Origin of the sequence: Paracoccus sp. SCN 68-21 (genome assembly GCF_001724535.1) — a bacterium.
In the GTDB taxonomy this organism is placed as follows: Bacteria; Pseudomonadota; Alphaproteobacteria; order Rhodobacterales; family Rhodobacteraceae; genus Paracoccus; species Paracoccus hibiscisoli.
The window spans coordinates 22,600-36,808 of record NZ_MEES01000008.1; the positions used below are offsets into that span (position 1 = coordinate 22,600).

General features: G+C 68.3%; 15 protein-coding genes and 1 pseudogene. 5 read left to right on the top strand and 11 right to left on the bottom strand.

Features of this window, described 5'->3' with window-relative positions; genetic code table 11:
- Window positions 1-6: 6 nt before the first annotated feature.
- The 10 genes and pseudogenes from ABS73_RS04500 to ABS73_RS04545 form a co-directional block, all read right to left on the bottom strand.
- The gene (locus ABS73_RS04500) at window positions 7-402 is read right to left on the bottom strand and encodes a RidA family protein (protein WP_277021295.1); all 396 of its coding nucleotides are present in this window, start codon (window positions 400-402) and stop codon (window positions 7-9) included.
- The gene (locus ABS73_RS04505; protein WP_277021298.1) at window positions 395-784 is read right to left on the bottom strand and encodes an acyl-CoA thioesterase; all 390 of its coding nucleotides are present in this window, start codon (window positions 782-784) and stop codon (window positions 395-397) included. Before ABS73_RS04505 ends, ABS73_RS04500 begins: the two co-directional genes overlap by 8 nt.
- On the bottom strand, window positions 781-1,911 hold the full coding sequence (locus tag ABS73_RS04510; RefSeq protein ID WP_277021412.1) for an acyl-CoA dehydrogenase family protein: 1,131 nt from the start codon (window positions 1,909-1,911) through the stop codon (window positions 781-783). Before ABS73_RS04510 ends, ABS73_RS04505 begins: the two co-directional genes overlap by 4 nt.
- A 50-nt stretch (window positions 1,912-1,961) precedes the next feature.
- The gene (locus tag ABS73_RS04515; protein WP_277021301.1) at window positions 1,962-2,774 is read right to left on the bottom strand and encodes an enoyl-CoA hydratase family protein; all 813 of its coding nucleotides are present in this window, start codon (window positions 2,772-2,774) and stop codon (window positions 1,962-1,964) included.
- Window positions 2,771-3,205 (bottom strand): MarR family winged helix-turn-helix transcriptional regulator, encoded by a 435-nt coding sequence (locus ABS73_RS04520; protein ID WP_277021303.1) that lies wholly within the window; start codon window positions 3,203-3,205, stop codon window positions 2,771-2,773. The genes ABS73_RS04515 and ABS73_RS04520 overlap by 4 nt, the downstream gene beginning before the upstream one ends.
- A complete protein-coding gene (locus tag ABS73_RS04525; protein ID WP_277021305.1) occupies window positions 3,202-3,927 on the bottom strand; it encodes an SDR family NAD(P)-dependent oxidoreductase in 726 nt (241 codons plus the stop codon). Before ABS73_RS04525 ends, ABS73_RS04520 begins: the two co-directional genes overlap by 4 nt.
- Entirely contained in the window at window positions 3,924-6,203 is a 2,280-nt protein-coding gene (locus ABS73_RS04530) for a bifunctional salicylyl-CoA 5-hydroxylase/oxidoreductase (RefSeq protein WP_277021308.1), read from the bottom strand. Before ABS73_RS04530 ends, ABS73_RS04525 begins: the two co-directional genes overlap by 4 nt.
- A gap of 42 nt (window positions 6,204-6,245) precedes the next feature.
- On the bottom strand, window positions 6,246-6,989 hold the full coding sequence (locus ABS73_RS16725) for a CbiX/SirB N-terminal domain-containing protein (protein WP_338118596.1): 744 nt from the start codon (window positions 6,987-6,989) through the stop codon (window positions 6,246-6,248).
- Window positions 6,963-7,514 (bottom strand): annotated as a pseudogene (locus tag ABS73_RS04540) (DUF4202 domain-containing protein); the annotation flags it as partial. The pseudogene ABS73_RS04540 and the gene ABS73_RS16725, both read right to left, overlap by 27 nt.
- A 121-nt stretch (window positions 7,515-7,635) precedes the next feature.
- The gene (locus ABS73_RS04545; RefSeq protein WP_277021311.1) at window positions 7,636-8,667 is read right to left on the bottom strand and encodes an NAD(P)/FAD-dependent oxidoreductase; all 1,032 of its coding nucleotides are present in this window, start codon (window positions 8,665-8,667) and stop codon (window positions 7,636-7,638) included.
- A gap of 28 nt (window positions 8,668-8,695) precedes the next feature.
- Here ABS73_RS04545 and mnmC2 point away from each other — a divergent pair, with 28 nt between their 5' ends.
- The 3 genes from mnmC2 to ABS73_RS04560 all read left to right on the top strand — a co-directional run bounded on the left by mnmC2 (window position 8,696) and on the right by ABS73_RS04560 (window position 11,171).
- Window positions 8,696-9,370, top strand: a complete 675-nt coding sequence (mnmC2, locus tag ABS73_RS04550) for a tRNA (5-methylaminomethyl-2-thiouridine)(34)-methyltransferase MnmC2 (RefSeq protein WP_277021313.1) — start codon at window positions 8,696-8,698, stop codon at window positions 9,368-9,370.
- A gap of 104 nt (window positions 9,371-9,474) precedes the next feature.
- On the top strand, window positions 9,475-10,404 hold the full coding sequence (locus tag ABS73_RS04555) for an ABC transporter ATP-binding protein (RefSeq protein ID WP_277021315.1): 930 nt from the start codon (window positions 9,475-9,477) through the stop codon (window positions 10,402-10,404).
- The gene (locus tag ABS73_RS04560; protein ID WP_409780800.1) at window positions 10,401-11,171 is read left to right on the top strand and encodes an ABC transporter permease; all 771 of its coding nucleotides are present in this window, start codon (window positions 10,401-10,403) and stop codon (window positions 11,169-11,171) included. The genes ABS73_RS04555 and ABS73_RS04560 overlap by 4 nt, the downstream gene beginning before the upstream one ends.
- On the opposite strand, the gene ABS73_RS04565 is transcribed toward ABS73_RS04560, so the two are convergent.
- Window positions 11,168-11,638: a hypothetical protein gene (locus ABS73_RS04565; protein ID WP_277021317.1), complete on the bottom strand. Its 471-nt coding sequence runs from the start codon at window positions 11,636-11,638 to the stop codon at window positions 11,168-11,170. The genes ABS73_RS04560 and ABS73_RS04565 overlap by 4 nt on opposite strands.
- Before the next feature lie 269 nt (window positions 11,639-11,907).
- Between ABS73_RS04565 and rimO the strand changes: the two genes are divergently transcribed.
- A complete protein-coding gene (gene rimO, locus ABS73_RS04570) occupies window positions 11,908-13,329 on the top strand; it encodes a 30S ribosomal protein S12 methylthiotransferase RimO (RefSeq protein WP_277021319.1) in 1,422 nt (473 codons plus the stop codon).
- A complete protein-coding gene (locus tag ABS73_RS04575) occupies window positions 13,286-14,170 on the top strand; it encodes a sulfotransferase family protein (protein ID WP_277021322.1) in 885 nt (294 codons plus the stop codon). Before rimO ends, ABS73_RS04575 begins: the two co-directional genes overlap by 44 nt.
- Window positions 14,171-14,209 lie beyond the last annotated feature (39 nt).

Below are 14,209 nucleotides of genomic sequence, written 5' to 3' on the forward strand. Positions count from 1 at the left end.
GTCCCCCTAATCCGGCACCACGGCCGTGGCCTCGATTTCCACCTTGGCGCGGTCCTCGACCAGCGCCACGACCTGCACCAGCGCCATGGCGGGGTAGTGCCGCCCGATCACGTCGCGATAGGCCGCCCCCACCTCGCGCAGCGCGCCAAGGTATTCGTGCTTGTCCGTGACATACCAGGTCAGCCGCACCAGGTGCTGGGGCCCTGCACCGCCCTCGGCCAGGACCGCCACGATGTTCTCCAGCACCTGCCGGACCTGCCCCGCGAAATCGTCGGTCTGAAAGACCTGATCCGCGTCCCAGCCCACCAGCCCGCCTGTAAAGATCATCCGCCCCCGCGCCATGATCCCGTTGGAATAGCCCGAGGCGCGCTTCCACGTCGCCGGATGCAGGGGTTCATGCATGATGCGCCTCCAGAATGGTGCGGATGTCTTCGGGCCATGGGGACGGTGTGAAATCGCGCGCCATCCAGACCACGGTGGCGCGCGCCTCGACCCGATCCTCGGCGCGGATCAGAAAGCGCGCGCTGGTCCGGCCCAGATGCTCGACCGCCAAAGTCCAGTCCAGCCGGTCGCCAAGCCGCGCGGGCTTGCGGAACGCCATCTCCAGCGCGACGGTGGGCATCCCCTGACCCGCCGCCATCATCGGGCCAAACCCATGCCCCACGACCTCCAGGAAGAAGTTCTCCACCATGTGGTTCACCATCTCCGCATAGCGGGGGTAAAAAACGATCCCCGCCGGGTCGCAATGGCAGAATTCGATGGGAATGGTGCGGGTATAGGTCATTTGCCCTCCAGGATGCTGCGGGCGATGACGACGCGCTGCACGTCGCTGGCCCCCTCATAGATGCGCAGGGCGCGGATCTCGCGGTACAGGCTCTCGACCGCCATGCCGGTCCGCACGCCGTCGCCGCCATGCAGCTGCAGGGCCTGGTCGATGACCTCCTGCGCGATCTCGGTGGCGTACAGCTTGGCCATCGCCGCCTCGCGCGTGATGCGGGGCGCGCCCCGGTCTTTGGCCCAGGCTGCGCGATAGACCAGCAGGGCGGCGGCATCGACCTTGACCGCCATGTCGGCCAGATGGCCCTGAACCATCTGCAGCTCGGCCATGGGCGCGCCAAAGATCTGGCGGGACCTCGCCCGCGCCAGGGCCTCGTCCAGCGCCCGACGCGCAAATCCCAAGGCCGCGGCGCCGACCGTGGGCCGGAAATGGTCCAGCACCGTCATGGCGATGCGGAACCCCTGACCCGGCTGGCCGATCAGCGCGTCACCGGGCAGCCGAACCCCGGTCAGCCGCAGATGTGCCAGCGGATGCGGCGCCATCACCGCGATCCGCTCCACGACCTCCAACCCCGGCGTCTCGGCAGGCAGCAGAAAGGCCGACAGCCCCCGCGCACCCGCAGCCTCCCCGGTCCGCGCGACAATGACATAGATATCCGCGATCCCACCGTTCGAGATATAGGTCTTTTCCCCGTCCAGCACCCACCCGTCACCGTCGCGCCGCGCGGTGGTCGCCAGCCGCGCGACGTCGGACCCCGACCCCGGCTCGGTCAGCGCAAAGCCCGAAATCGCCCGCCCCGCCCGCGTCCGCTCCAGCCAGTCCCGCTGCGCCCCGCTGCCGAACAGCGTCACGGCGCCCATGCCCAGCCCCTGCACGGCGAAGGCGAAATCCGCCAGCCCGTCATGGCGCGCCAGCGTCTCCCTGATCACGCACAGCGCGCGCACGTCCAGCGCCTCGCCCCCCGAATGCGCCAGCCAGCCCGCGTCGCCAAGCGCCCGCACCAGCCCCCGGCAGGCCCCGTCCACATCCGCGTGATCCACCGGCAGCGCGCCCGTGGCCCAATCCTCCAGCCCCTGGGCCAGCACCCGATGCCGATCCTCGAAGAACGGCCAATCCAGAAAGCTGCGATCCATCTTCTTCTTCACCCAAATATCCCGGGGTCCGGGGCAGAGCCCCGGTTCCCTCAGTTGCCCTCGAAGACCGGCACCTCTTTGGCGACGAACGCCCGATAGGCCCGTTCGAAATCGCGCGTGCTCATGCAGATGGCCTGGGCCTGCGCCTCGGCCTCGATCGCCTGGTCCAGGCCCATGGTCCATTCCTGCAACAGCTGCGTCTTGGTGATGCCATGCGCCCAGGTGGGCCCCGCCGCGATCGCGCGCGCCAGATCCATTGCCGCCGCAAACACGTCATCATGCAGGCTGTTCCAGAACCCCCACCGCTCGCCCTCCTCGGCGCGTAGCACGCGGCCGGTGTACAGGAGTTCCGCCGCCCGGCCCTGACCCACGATGCGGGGCAGCATCGCGCAGGCGCCCATGTCGCAGCCCGCCAAGCCCACCTTGGTGAACAGGAACGCGGCCTTGGCCGACGGCGCCGCCAGCCGCAGGTCGCTGGCCATCGCCATGATCGCGCCCGCACCGACACACACCCCCTCGACCGCGGCGATCACCGGCTTGCCGCAATGGATCATCGCGCGGACCAGCTCACCCGTCATGCGGGTGAACGCTAGCAACTGGGGCATCTCCATGCCGACGAGCGGGCCGATGATCTCGTGCACATCGCCGCCCGAACAGAAATTCCCGCCATTCGAGGCCAGCACCACCACGTCCACATTCGACGCATGGGCCAGCATGCGAAAACAGGCGCCCAGTTCGGCATAGCTGTCGAAGGTCAGGGGGTTCTTGCGCTCGGGGCGGTTCAGGCGGATCACCGCGATGCGGTCCGTGACTTCCCACAGGAAATGCTCGGGCGCCAGCGCGGCCATGGTGACGGGTTTCATGCGTGCCTCCCGGCGCGGGACAGGATGTCGCGCAGCGCGTCCAGATCGGTTTCGGACAGCTGGCCAAAGATCGCGTCGACCTCGGCCTCGTGGCCCAGGGCCATGGTCTCGAACGCGGCCAGCCCCTCGGGTGTCAGGCGCACGCGGATGCGGCGGCGGTCGCCGTCCTCGGCCTCGCGCCTTACCATGCCGTCCGCCTCCAGCCGGTCCACGACCGCCGTGGCATTGCCGTTCGACACCAGCAGCAGGCGTGACAGCTCGGACATCGTGACCCCGTCCCGCCTGCGCCACAACGCCGCCATGACGTCGAACCGGGGCAGGGTGGTGCCATGCGCGCGGCGAAGATAGTCGCGCAGGCGGTTTTCGGCCCCCCGCGTCACGCCCAGCAGGCGGATCCAGGCCTTCAGCCGGCGCTTGGACAGATCGCTCATGCGCTCTCGCCCCCGTCCAGGACGATGGCTTGGCCGTTCACGCTGGCCGCCGAGGGGGATGCCAGCCACAGCGCGGTGCCCGTGACCTCGGACGGCGCGATCAGCCGCCCCTGCGGGTTCTTGCCCGCCACGGAGGCCACCGCCGCGTCGCGGTCGCGCCCGGTCTTTTCCATGATGTTGGCGATGCTGCGGCGGGTCATGTCGGTGTCCAGATAGCCGGGGCAGATCGCGTTGACGGTGATCTCCTTCTTTGCGACCTCCAGCGCCAGCGACCGCACCAGGCCCATCACCCCATGCTTGCTGGCCGCATAGGGCGCGGCATAGGCCGCCCCGCGCACCCCAGTGATCGAGCAGATCGCGATCATCCGCCCCCCCGGTCCCATCTGCGCCAGCGCCTGCCGAAAGGTCAGGAACACCCCGGTCAGGTTCACCGCGATGATGCGGTTCCAGTGCTCCATCGTGACCTTGCCGAAGGGCGCGGCCTCGGCGATGCCCGCATTGGCGATGACGACCTGACAGGGACCGGCGGCGTCAAAGACCGCGCGCACCTGATCCTCATCGCTGACATCGCCCGGCACGGCGCGGATCAGGCCCCCGGCCACCGCGTCCAGTTTCGCCGCGTCGCGGCCGGTGATGATGACCTCGTGGCCTTGGGCCGCTAAGGCGCGGGCCATGTCGGCGCCGGTGCCGCTGCCGCCGCCGGTGATCAGGATGCGGGTCATGCGCGGATCTCCTCGGCCTGCTTTTCGGCCAGACGGCGGGCCTGATCGCGCCCCGCGTGATAGGGCAGGGGCCAGTCCGCCCCATCGCGCAGGGCCGTTGCCGCATGCAGCGTCCAATAGGGGTCGGCCAGATGCGGCCGCCCGATGGCCACCAGATCGGCGCGCCCCGCCATCAGGATGCCATTGGCCTGATCCGCGTCGGTGATGTTGCCCACCGCCATCGTGGCCAGCCCCGCCTGGTTGCGGATGCGGTCGGAAAACGGCGTCTGGAACATCCGCCCATAGACGGGCCGGGCCAGCGGCGTCGTCTGGCCCGCCGACACGTCGATGATATCCGCCCCCGCCGCGTGAAACGCCTGCGCGATGGCCACCGATTCATCGGGCGTCACGCCGTCATCAGTCCAGTCCGTGGCCGAGATGCGCACCGACATCGGCCTGTCGTCCGGCCAGACGGCGCGCATGGCGGCGAACACCTCCAGCGGCCAGCGCAGGCGGTTCTCCAGGCTGCCGCCATAGTCATCCGTGCGCCTGTTCGACACCGGCGACAGAAAGCCCGACAGCAGATAGCCGTGTGCCGCGTGCAGTTCGATCATGTCGAAGCCCGCCGCTTCGGCCATGCGGGTCGCGGCAACGAATTGCGCGGTCACCGCTTCCATGTCGGCGCGGGTCATCTCCTGCGGCACGGCGTTGCCGTCGGACCAGGGTAGGGGGGATGCCGCCATGATCGGCCAGTTGCCGTCCTCCAGCGGCTGATCCATCCCCTCCCACCCGATGCGGGTGGAACCCTTGCGGCCCGAATGGCCGATCTGGCAGCAGATCTTGGCTGCGGTTTCCGTATGGACGAAATCGGTGATCCGCCGCCACGCTGCCTGATGCTCGGGCGCGTAGAGGCAGGGACAGCCCGGCGTGATGCGGCCCTCTGCGGACACGCAGGTCATCTCGGTGAAGACCAGACCCGCGCCGCCCTTGGCGCGTTCGCCGTAATGGACCAGGTGCCAGTCGGTCGGGCAGCCTTCGCGCGCCTTGTACTGCGCCATGGGCGAGACGACGATGCGATTCCGCAGCGCCATGCCGCGCAGGCGGAAGGGGGCAAAGATCGGCGCCCGGCCCGGCTGGCCGCCGGCCTGTTGTTGGAACCAGTCCTCGGCCTCGCGCACCCAATCGGGGTCGCGCAGGCGCAGGTTCTCATGGCCGATGCGCTGGCTGCGGGTCAGCAGGGAATAGGTGAACTGGATCGGGTCCAGGTCCAGGTAACGCTCGACCTCCTCGAACCATTCCAGGCTGTTGCGGGCCGCCGATTGCAGGCGCAGCACCTCGACCCGGCGTTCCTCCTGATAACGTTGAAAGGCGCGGGGCAGGTCGGGCTCGGAGTGCAGGTAGTCCGCCAGAGCAATGGCGCTGTCGAGCGCCAGCCGCGTCCCCGACCCGATCGAGAAATGCCCCGTCGCCGCCGCATCGCCCATCAGCACCACGTTTTCATGATACCAACGGTCGCAGATGACGCGGGGAAAGTTCATCCAGACGGCAGAGCCGCGCAGATGCGCCGCGTTCGACATCAGGTCATGCCCGCCCAGATGATCCGCAAAGACCGCGCGGCAGGTCTCGACGATCTGCTCCTTGGACATGGCCTCGAAACCCATCGCGTCCCAGGTCTCTTGCGCGCATTCCACGATGAAGGTCGCGGTGTCGGCGTCGAAGGAATAGACATGCGCCCAGAGCCAGCCCTGGGGCGTCTTTTCGAAGATGAAGGTGAAGGCGTCGTCGAATTTTTGTTTCGTGCCAAGCCAGACGAACTTGCAGCGGCGCATGTCGATGTCGGGGCGGAAGACCTCGGCATATTCGCTGCGGACGCGGCTGTTCAGCCCGTCGCAGGCCACGACCAGATCGTAGTCGCGGCGGTAGCTTTCGGCGGTGTCGAATTCGGTGCGGAACTGGAGGTCAACGCCCAGTTCGCGCGCGCGCTCCTGCAGCAGGATCAGCAGCTGCCGCCGCCCGATGCCCGCAAAACCGTGTCCCCCCGACACCTGCCGGTGCCCGTCGCGGATGACCGCGATGTCGTCCCAATAGATGAAGTGGTCGCGGATCGCCTGCGCCGAGGGCGGGTCGTTGCGTTCCAGCCGCGACAGGGCGTCGTCGGACAGCACCACGCCCCAGCCAAAGGTGTCGCCCGCGCCGTTGCGTTCCAGCACGGTCACGTCATGCGACGGATCGCGCAGCTTCATCGAGATCGCGAAATAGAGGCCCGCAGGCCCGCCGCCCAGACAGAGAATCTTCATCCCGTGCCACCTCCTGCGATGCAGGCTGGCACGGGTCCGAAATCATTTCAAGCTTGAAACTTCTGCCGCGATGGAGGCTGCGATCATCGCGGGCACTTCGGGGGCCAGACCCACCGGGTCCAGCCGCGGGCCGGTGAAGCCTGCCTGATCTAGCGCCTGAGGCAGGTCGTCGGTCACATGCTCGGCCCGCAGGGCGAACAGCGGCAGGCTGATGGCGCGGTCCAGACCACGGGCGGCGTCGGCGATGAACGGCTCCTGTTCCACGAAGCCCGCGACCACGCGGGCGAAATGCGGTGCGATGCGGGTGGCCAGCGCCATGGTGATGTCGTGGCTGGCCTGGCCGCGCTGCGAGCCGTGCGCGGACAGCAGCAGGGTCGTGTCGGACAGCGCCCAGCCCTGGGCGTCCGCCGCTTGACGCGCCTTTTCGACGACCAGCGCATCGAGGCCCGGATCGGTGCCAAAGGGGCGCATGATATGCGCGCCCGGCGCGCCGGCCTGGGTCAGGCGGCGGGGCAGTTCGATGCCGGTGAACCAGCCTTCGGCCATGAACATCGGATAGATGATGCAGTCGCTGCGGCAGGTGCGGGGCAGGGCGTCGGGGTCGGCGAGCGTCGCGCCCATGACCTCGACGCCCGGCGCGTGGGCGGCGACCTGGGCGGCCAAAGCTTCGATGGCTTGCTGTTGGGGGGCGGGGTCGCCGGGTTGGCCATGCGAGACGATGACGGCACGCGACAGGATCTGCGGTTGATCGGCGTCGTGGAAGTACTGCGCCAGGGCATCGGGCATGGGGAATTCTGCCAGGGCGCGGGCGCGGGCATCGGCCGACATCTTGCGAGCGGTCTTTTCGATGATGCGGGGGATCTTGTGGTCGGGCTGTTCGGCCATGAAATCGCCCAGATACCAGCGGATGAAGGTGAAGCAGATCACGTCCTCCAGTGCCTGGACCTGAGGATCGCGCTTGATGCCCTGTTTCGTCAGCATGCGGCGGGCATCGGCAATGTCGTCGTCGTCATAGCCCGCATCGGCCATGATGCCCGCGATGCGGTCGGCATGGCGGCGTCCCTGTTCCTGGCGCCACGCGAGATAGCCGGGGCGGTTCATCGGATAGTCGGCCCGTGGAAGCAGCCAGCGTTCGACATGCTGGCCGCGACAAGCGATGCGTAGCGCGTCCGAGGCATCCGGGAACAGGCGCTGCTGTTCCGCGGTCATGCGCTGGCCATAGAGCAGGTTCGCGGGCTGGCCGTCATCCAGGTTCGGGTCCTGGGCATTGGCGGCGTCGATGGCGGTGAAGGCGTGGTCGAGGCGGGTCATCGCGGGCTCCGGCTGGTTTTGGCGAGTGTGCGCGGGGGGCGCGTGGGTGGCAAGCGGGCAAGGGGGGCGCTGCCCCCCGTCCTGCGGACTCCCCCCGGGATATTTTTCTGAAGAAGAAGGGTCAGGGGAGGGTGAAGAGGTCGGGGATGTCGGTGTGATCGTCGAGCATGATTTTTGCCGCGAGGTCGGCGATGAGGGGGGCCATGCCGAAGCCGATCTTGAAGCCGCCATTGGCGATCAGGTGGCCCGGGCGGCCGGGCCAGGGCGCCAGGATCGGCGCGCGCGAGCGGGCGCGGGGGCGCAGGCCGGCCCAGATGTTGAGGATGGGCGCTTGTGCCAGTGTGGGGCAGAGGGCGGTGGCGCGGGTCAGGAGGGTCTGGGCCTGATCGTCGGGGCCGGGGTGGTCCCAGGTGTTTTCCGAGGTCGAGCCGATGGCCGTGGTACCGTCGGCATGGGGCACGATGTGCAGCCCGTCGGCAAAGACCTGGGGGCCGTCGGGGGCGGCGTGGGACAGGAGCAGCGACTGGCCCTTGACCCCCTGGCCGATCCTGCGGTCCAGCGCGCTGTTCAGCGCCATCAGGCCGGGTGTGCCGGTGGCCCAGAGCGTGGGGGCATGGTCGTCGGGGGCGGGGGTGTGTTCGTGGATCTGGCCGCCCCCGGCGCGGATCGCCGTGGCCAGCGCCAGCAGGGCGGCGCGGGGGTTCAGGCGGGCGGTCAGGCCATCGGTCAGCCACAGGCCGGTGGGGCTGGGCGGGATCAGCGGGCCCTGGGGGTCGCGGGTCAGGGTCATGCCCATGGCGGCGGGCCAGTGGCGGGCGGCGGCCTCGATCCGGGCGGGCAGGCGGGCGGCGGTTTCCATGTCGGGCACGGGTTGCAGCCGGCCGGTGCGGGCATAGCCGGTGGGCAGGCCGGACGCCTGTTCGGCGCTGGCCCAGAAGGCGGGCGCGGCCAGCAGGCTGTCCAGCTGCAGCTGTTTTTTGGTGTTCCAGGGGTCGGGCGCGTGGGGGGCCAGGGCGCCGACATGGCCGCCGGAGGAGCCTGCGCCGATGGTCGCGGCCTCGAACACGGTGACCTGCGCGCCGCGCCGGATCAGCGCCCAGGCCGCGGCCAGCCCGAAGACGCCGCCGCCCGCCACATGGATCACCCTTGCCAAAGCCGCGCCCTTTCCCGACAGATGCATCATGAGCGACCTAACCCATCCCCGCCCCGATGACGAGCCTGCGCTGGACTGGCGCGACGGCAGCGTTCCCGTGTCGCAGCGGTTCGACGACCCTTATTTCAGCCTGTCCGGCGGGCTGGAGGAGACGCGGCATGTCTTTCTGGCCGGCAACGATCTGCCCGCGCGCCTGACCTCGGGGTTCCACGTGGCCGAAACCGGGTTCGGCACCGGGCTGAACGCGCTGGCCTTGGCGCAGGTGGCGCAGGTGCCGGTGCGGATGACCAGTTTCGAGGCCTTTCCGATGAGCCGGGCGCAGCTGGAGCAGGCCCATGCGGCCTTCCCCGAACTGGCCGATCTGGCGGCAGCGCTGCGGGGCGGCTGGGGGCAGGGGGTGATCCGGCTGGGTCAGGTGGCGCTGACCGTGGTGCTAGGGGATGTGCGCCAGACCCTGCCTGCCTGGGGGCAGGCGGCGGATGCGTGGTTTCTGGACGGCTTCTCTCCGGCCAAGAACCCGCAGATGTGGGGGGCGGATGTGATGGCGCAGGTCGCCGCCCATACGGTGCCGGGGGGCACATTCGCGACCTATACCGCAGCGGGCCATGTGCGCGGCGCCCTGGCCGAGGCGGGTTTTGCGGTCACCCGCAGCCCCGGTTTCGGGCGCAAACGGCACATGAGCCGGGGGGTTCTGACCGGCTGATCGGGCGCGCCACTGGCAATCAGGCGGCAGAGCGCCTATCTGCCAGAACCGGACAGCCGTGGCCGCGCGCCCCTGCCCCTCAACAGACCCCACAGGAGAGACGCATGGCCGCGATCATCGACATCGACCATCTGTCGAAGCAATACGGCAGCGGCACCAAGGCCCTGGACGACGTGACCCTGACCATCGACGAGGGCGAGATCATCGCCCTTCTGGGCCCGAACGGCGCGGGCAAGACGACGCTGATCTCGATCATCTGCGGGCTGGTCACGCCCACCGGCGGCACGGTCCGCGTGGGCGGGCACGACATCCGCACCGACTGGCGCGCCGCGCGCAAGCTGATCGGCCTGGTCCCCCAGGAGATCGCGCTGGAGCCCTTCGAAAAGGTGATCAACTGCGTCCGCTTTACCCGCGGATTGTACGGCATGCCCCCAAATGAGGCCTATATCGAACGCATCCTGCGCGCCCTGGCCCTGTGGGACAAGCGCGACGCCGCCACGCGAGAGCTGTCGGGCGGCATGAAGCGCCGGGTGCTGATCGCCAAGGCGTTGTCGCATGAACCCAAGGTGCTGTTTCTGGACGAACCCACCGCCGGCGTCGATGTCGCGCTGCGCCGCGAGATGTGGGAGGTCGTGGGCGATCTGCGCCGCGAGGGCGTGACCATCATCCTGACCACGCATTATCTGGAGGAGGCCGAGGAGATGGCCGACCGTATCGGCGTCATCGCCAAGGGCCGCCTGCTGCTGGTCAAGCCCACGGCCGAGCTGATGGGCGATTTCGGCAAGAAGACCCTGTCGATCGACCTGGACCAGCCGCTGGCGGCGATCCCCGACGATCTGGCCGGGCGCGGCCTGACCCTGGCGGCGGACGGGCGGCGTCTGTCGTTTGAATACGACACGCGGGCCGAACGCACCGGCATCGCGCGGCTGCTGGGCGATCTGGCGGCGCGCGGCATCACGGTGCGCGACGTGTCCACCCGGCAATCCAGCCTGGAGGACGTGTTCCTCTCCCTTGTTTCGGAGGACGCGGCATGACCGGTCTGAACTGGCCCGGCATCCGGGCGATCTTTCACCACGAGATGATGCGCTTTTTCCGCACCATCTGGCAGTCGCTGGCATCGCCGGTGCTGTCGACGGTGCTGTATTTCGTGGTCTTCGGCGCGGCCATCGGCGGGCGCATCCAGTCGGTCGAGGGGGTCGAATACGCGGCCTTCATCGTGCCCGGCCTGATGATGCTGACCGTGCTGCAGCAGGCCGTCAGCAATGCCAGCTTTGGCATCTATTTCCCGAAATTCAGCGGCACGATCTATGAATACCTGGTGTCCCCCGTCGGCTGGATCGAGGTCACGATGGGCTTCGTCGGCGCCGCCGCCGCCAAGGCGATCCTGATCGCGCTGGTGATCCTGCTGACCAGTTTTGCCTTTGTGGGGGTGCATATCCTGCACCCGTTCTGGATGGTCGGGTTCCTGGTGCTGTCCTCGGTCGCGTTCAGCCTGCTGGGCTTCATCATCGGGCTGTGGGCAAAATCGTTCGAACAGCTGCAGATCGTGCCGATGATGGTCATCATGCCGCTGGTGTTTCTGGGCGGGGCCTTCTACTCGGCCAGCATGCTGCCGCCCTTCTGGGAGGGGGTCGCGAAACTGAACCCCGTCCTCTACCTGATCTCGGGGTTCCGCTGGTCGTTCTTCGGGCTGGCCGACGTGCCGGTGGGCGTGTCGCTGGTCGCGGTGGGCATCATGGTGATCGTCTGCCTGGCCATCATCCGGCGCATCTTTGCGACCGGCTGGCGGCTGCGCGACTAGGGGCGGATGCTGTCGCAGATGCGCGCCTGCGGGTCCAGACGGACGTAGTCGCGGGCGCTGATCACCTGCATCTCCATCGACCGGTTCCAGCCGCCGAACCACCGGTCGCGGATGCCGCCGCGATAATAGTTGCCCATGATCTGATCGACATAGGGCGGGATGATCTGGGTGTTGGGGATGCGCGGGGCATGGAACCCGATCCGCGCATGCGGCCCCAGACAGGCGTTCGGCATGGTCGTCAGGATCGTGCAGGCCGACCGGCAATAGCCGCGGATGCGCACCGTGCGGCCCGAGGATTCCAGCTCCTGCCGGGTCTGGACCATCTGCAGCACGTTGCCGCCCCGGTGGTTCCAGACGTCGATAAACTGGCCCGCGCGCTGGATGCCCTGCGGCTGCTGGGACAAGGCGGGGCTGGCGGCCGTCAGCGCGGCGATCAGGATCAGGGCAAGGCGGCGGGCTGTTCTCATGGCGACATCTGGTCCTTTTTCGGGCCCGGGGTGAAATCACGTTCCAGCGACGGACCACGCGGGCTGCTGCTGAAACGCGCTGCGGGTTGAACCGGTTGCGGGGTGGCGGCGTTGGCGATGCGAACCCTTATTGGAGACGCCCCCATGTTCCGACTGCTCAAGCTGTTTGCCATCTTCAAGATCGTCCGCCGCTTCATGGGCCGCCGCTGAGCGCGGCCTGACGGCGGAACGGTCTTTCCCCGCGCCCGCGAATCGCATATCTGCGGGCGATGCAGCAGAATCCGCCCGACATCCGCCCCGACCTTGCCCGTGCCCGCGTTCCCGATGACCGTCGCGAGGGACAGCCGACCATCGGCATGGTGTCCTTGGGCTGCCCCAAGGCGCTGGTCGACAGCGAACGCATCCTGACCCGCCTGCGGGCCGAGGGCTATGCGATCAGCGCCGACTATCACGGCGCGGATGCCGTGGTCGTCAACACCTGCGGGTTTCTGGACAGCGCCAAGGCCGAATCGCTCGACGCCATCGGAGAGGCGCTGCGCGAGAACGGCCGCGTAATCGTCACCGGGTGCTTGGGCGCCGAGCCCGACTATATCACCGGCGCGCATCCCAAGGTTCTGGCCGTCACCGGCCCGCATCAATACGAACAGGTGCTGGACGCGGTGCACCGCGCCGTCCCGCCGCAGCCCGACCCGTTCATCGACCTGCTGCCGGCCAGCGGGGTCAGCCTGACGCCGCGCCATTACAGCTATCTGAAGATCTCGGAAGGCTGCAATCACAAGTGCAAGTTCTGCATCATTCCCGACATGCGCGGCCGTCTGGTCAGCCGCCCGGCCCATGCCGTGGTGCGCGAGGCCGAAAAGCTGGTGCAGGCCGGGGTGCGCGAACTGCTGGTGATTTCGCAGGACACCAGCGCCTATGGCCTGGACCGCAAGCACGACACCGAACGCGGGCATCGCGCGCATATCACCGATCTGGCGCGTGATCTGGGCTCGCTTGGCGCCTGGGTGCGGTTGCATTACGTCTATCCCTATCCGCATGTGCGCGACCTGATCCCGCTGATGGCGGCCCATTCTGAATCCGGGGGCCTGGTGCTGCCCTATCTGGACATCCCGTTCCAGCATGCCCATCCCGACGTGCTGCGCCGCATGGCCCGCCCGGCGGCGGCGGCGAAGACCCTGGACGAGATCGCCGCATGGCGGGCGGTCTGCCCGGAGATCACCCTGCGCTCGACCTTCATCGTGGGCTATCCCGGAGAGACCGAGGCAGAGTTCCAGACCCTTCTGGACTGGCTGGACGAGGCGCAGCTGGATCGCGTGGGCGCCTTTCAGTACGAAAACGTGCGTGGCGCGCGCGCCAACGACCTGCCGGACCATGTCGACCCGGAGGTCAAGCAGGACCGCTATGACCGCTTCATGGAAAAGGCCCAGGCCATCAGCGCCGCCAAGCTGGAGGCCAAGGTCGGCACCCGGATGCAGGTGATCGTCGATGAGGTCGATGCGGATGGCGCCACCTGCCGGACCAAGGCCGATGCGCCTGAAATCGACGGTAACCTGTTCATCGATCAGGGGTTTGACGCGCTGAAGCCGGGCGATATGGTGGACGTGATCGTGGATGAGGCGGGCGAGTATGACCTTTGGGGACGCATCGATGGACCGGCTGCTGACCACGCTGGCGATCAGCCCGGCCTTTGACCCCGAAGGCCAGCCGCGCAAGCCCGGCGCGCTGTGCATCGGCGCGCAGAAGGCCGGGACCAGCTGGCTGGCGCAGATGCTGGGCCAGCACCCGCAGGTCTGGATACCGCCCTTCAAGGAGGTGCAGTATTTCAACCACCTGCACATCCCCGAACACCGCCGCTGGATCGCCTGGCACTATCGCAACAAGCCGCAGGAGATCCGCGACCGCCACAAGATGCGCAAGGTCGATCTGGTGCCCGAACTGGACGCCTATCTGACCGCCATCACCAGCGGCAAGATGTTCCACAACCAGTGGTACAAGCGCGTCTTCGCCCCCGCGCCCGAACACGCGATGCCGATGGATTTCACTCCCGAATATTCCGGCCTGCCCGACGAGGGGGTGCAGGCGGTCCATGACCTGCTGCCCAAGGCGCGCGTGATCTATCTGATCCGCCACCCGGTCGATCGGGCCATATCCCAGCTGCGCATGAACCTGCGCCGCGAAAAGCGCACGCCCGCGACGGAGGCCGACTGGCTGGCCGAGGTCGCGAACCCCATCCTGGACGAACGCGGCGATTACGCCACCTATCTGCCGCGCTGGCTGAAGCGCTATCCCGACATGCTGGTCCTGCCCTTCGGGCAGATCGCGCGGGCCCCCCACAAGGTCATGGACGCGGTCGAGGCGCATCTGGGGCTGGGCCCCTGCTTTTACGGCAACCTGAGGCAAAAGGTCTTTGCCAATCCCGACGGGCCGATGCCGCCCCCCGCGGCCGTGGCCGCACTGGAGGCCCGGCTGGCCCCGCAGATGGACGCGCTGCGCGACATCATGGGCGCCGATTTCGCCGACGAAGTGCGCTGATCTTCCATCGGACGCCCGTTTCCCTTACAAAGCGGCAAA

Coding starts and splice junctions, on each gene's coding strand:
- ABS73_RS16725 (WP_338118596.1), bottom strand. CDS start 6,989: ATGCCCGATGCCCTGGCGCAGTACTTCCACGACGCCGATCAACCGCAG.
- mnmC2 (WP_277021313.1), top strand. CDS start 8,696: ATGAGCGACCTAACCCATCCCCGCCCCGATGACGAGCCTGCGCTGGAC.
- ABS73_RS04505 (WP_277021298.1), bottom strand. CDS start 784: ATGACCTATACCCGCACCATTCCCATCGAATTCTGCCATTGCGACCCG.
- ABS73_RS04575 (WP_277021322.1), top strand. CDS start 13,286: ATGGACCGGCTGCTGACCACGCTGGCGATCAGCCCGGCCTTTGACCCC.
- ABS73_RS04560 (WP_409780800.1), top strand. CDS start 10,401: ATGACCGGTCTGAACTGGCCCGGCATCCGGGCGATCTTTCACCACGAG.
- ABS73_RS04500 (WP_277021295.1), bottom strand. CDS start 402: ATGCATGAACCCCTGCATCCGGCGACGTGGAAGCGCGCCTCGGGCTAT.
- ABS73_RS04515 (WP_277021301.1), bottom strand. CDS start 2,774: ATGAAACCCGTCACCATGGCCGCGCTGGCGCCCGAGCATTTCCTGTGG.
- ABS73_RS04565 (WP_277021317.1), bottom strand. CDS start 11,638: ATGAGAACAGCCCGCCGCCTTGCCCTGATCCTGATCGCCGCGCTGACG.
- ABS73_RS04510 (WP_277021412.1), bottom strand. CDS start 1,911: ATGGATCGCAGCTTTCTGGATTGGCCGTTCTTCGAGGATCGGCATCGG.
- ABS73_RS04530 (WP_277021308.1), bottom strand. CDS start 6,203: ATGAAGATTCTCTGTCTGGGCGGCGGGCCTGCGGGCCTCTATTTCGCG.
- ABS73_RS04525 (WP_277021305.1), bottom strand. CDS start 3,927: ATGACCCGCATCCTGATCACCGGCGGCGGCAGCGGCACCGGCGCCGAC.
- rimO (WP_277021319.1), top strand. CDS start 11,908: ATGCAGCAGAATCCGCCCGACATCCGCCCCGACCTTGCCCGTGCCCGC.
- ABS73_RS04520 (WP_277021303.1), bottom strand. CDS start 3,205: ATGAGCGATCTGTCCAAGCGCCGGCTGAAGGCCTGGATCCGCCTGCTG.
- ABS73_RS04555 (WP_277021315.1), top strand. CDS start 9,475: ATGGCCGCGATCATCGACATCGACCATCTGTCGAAGCAATACGGCAGC.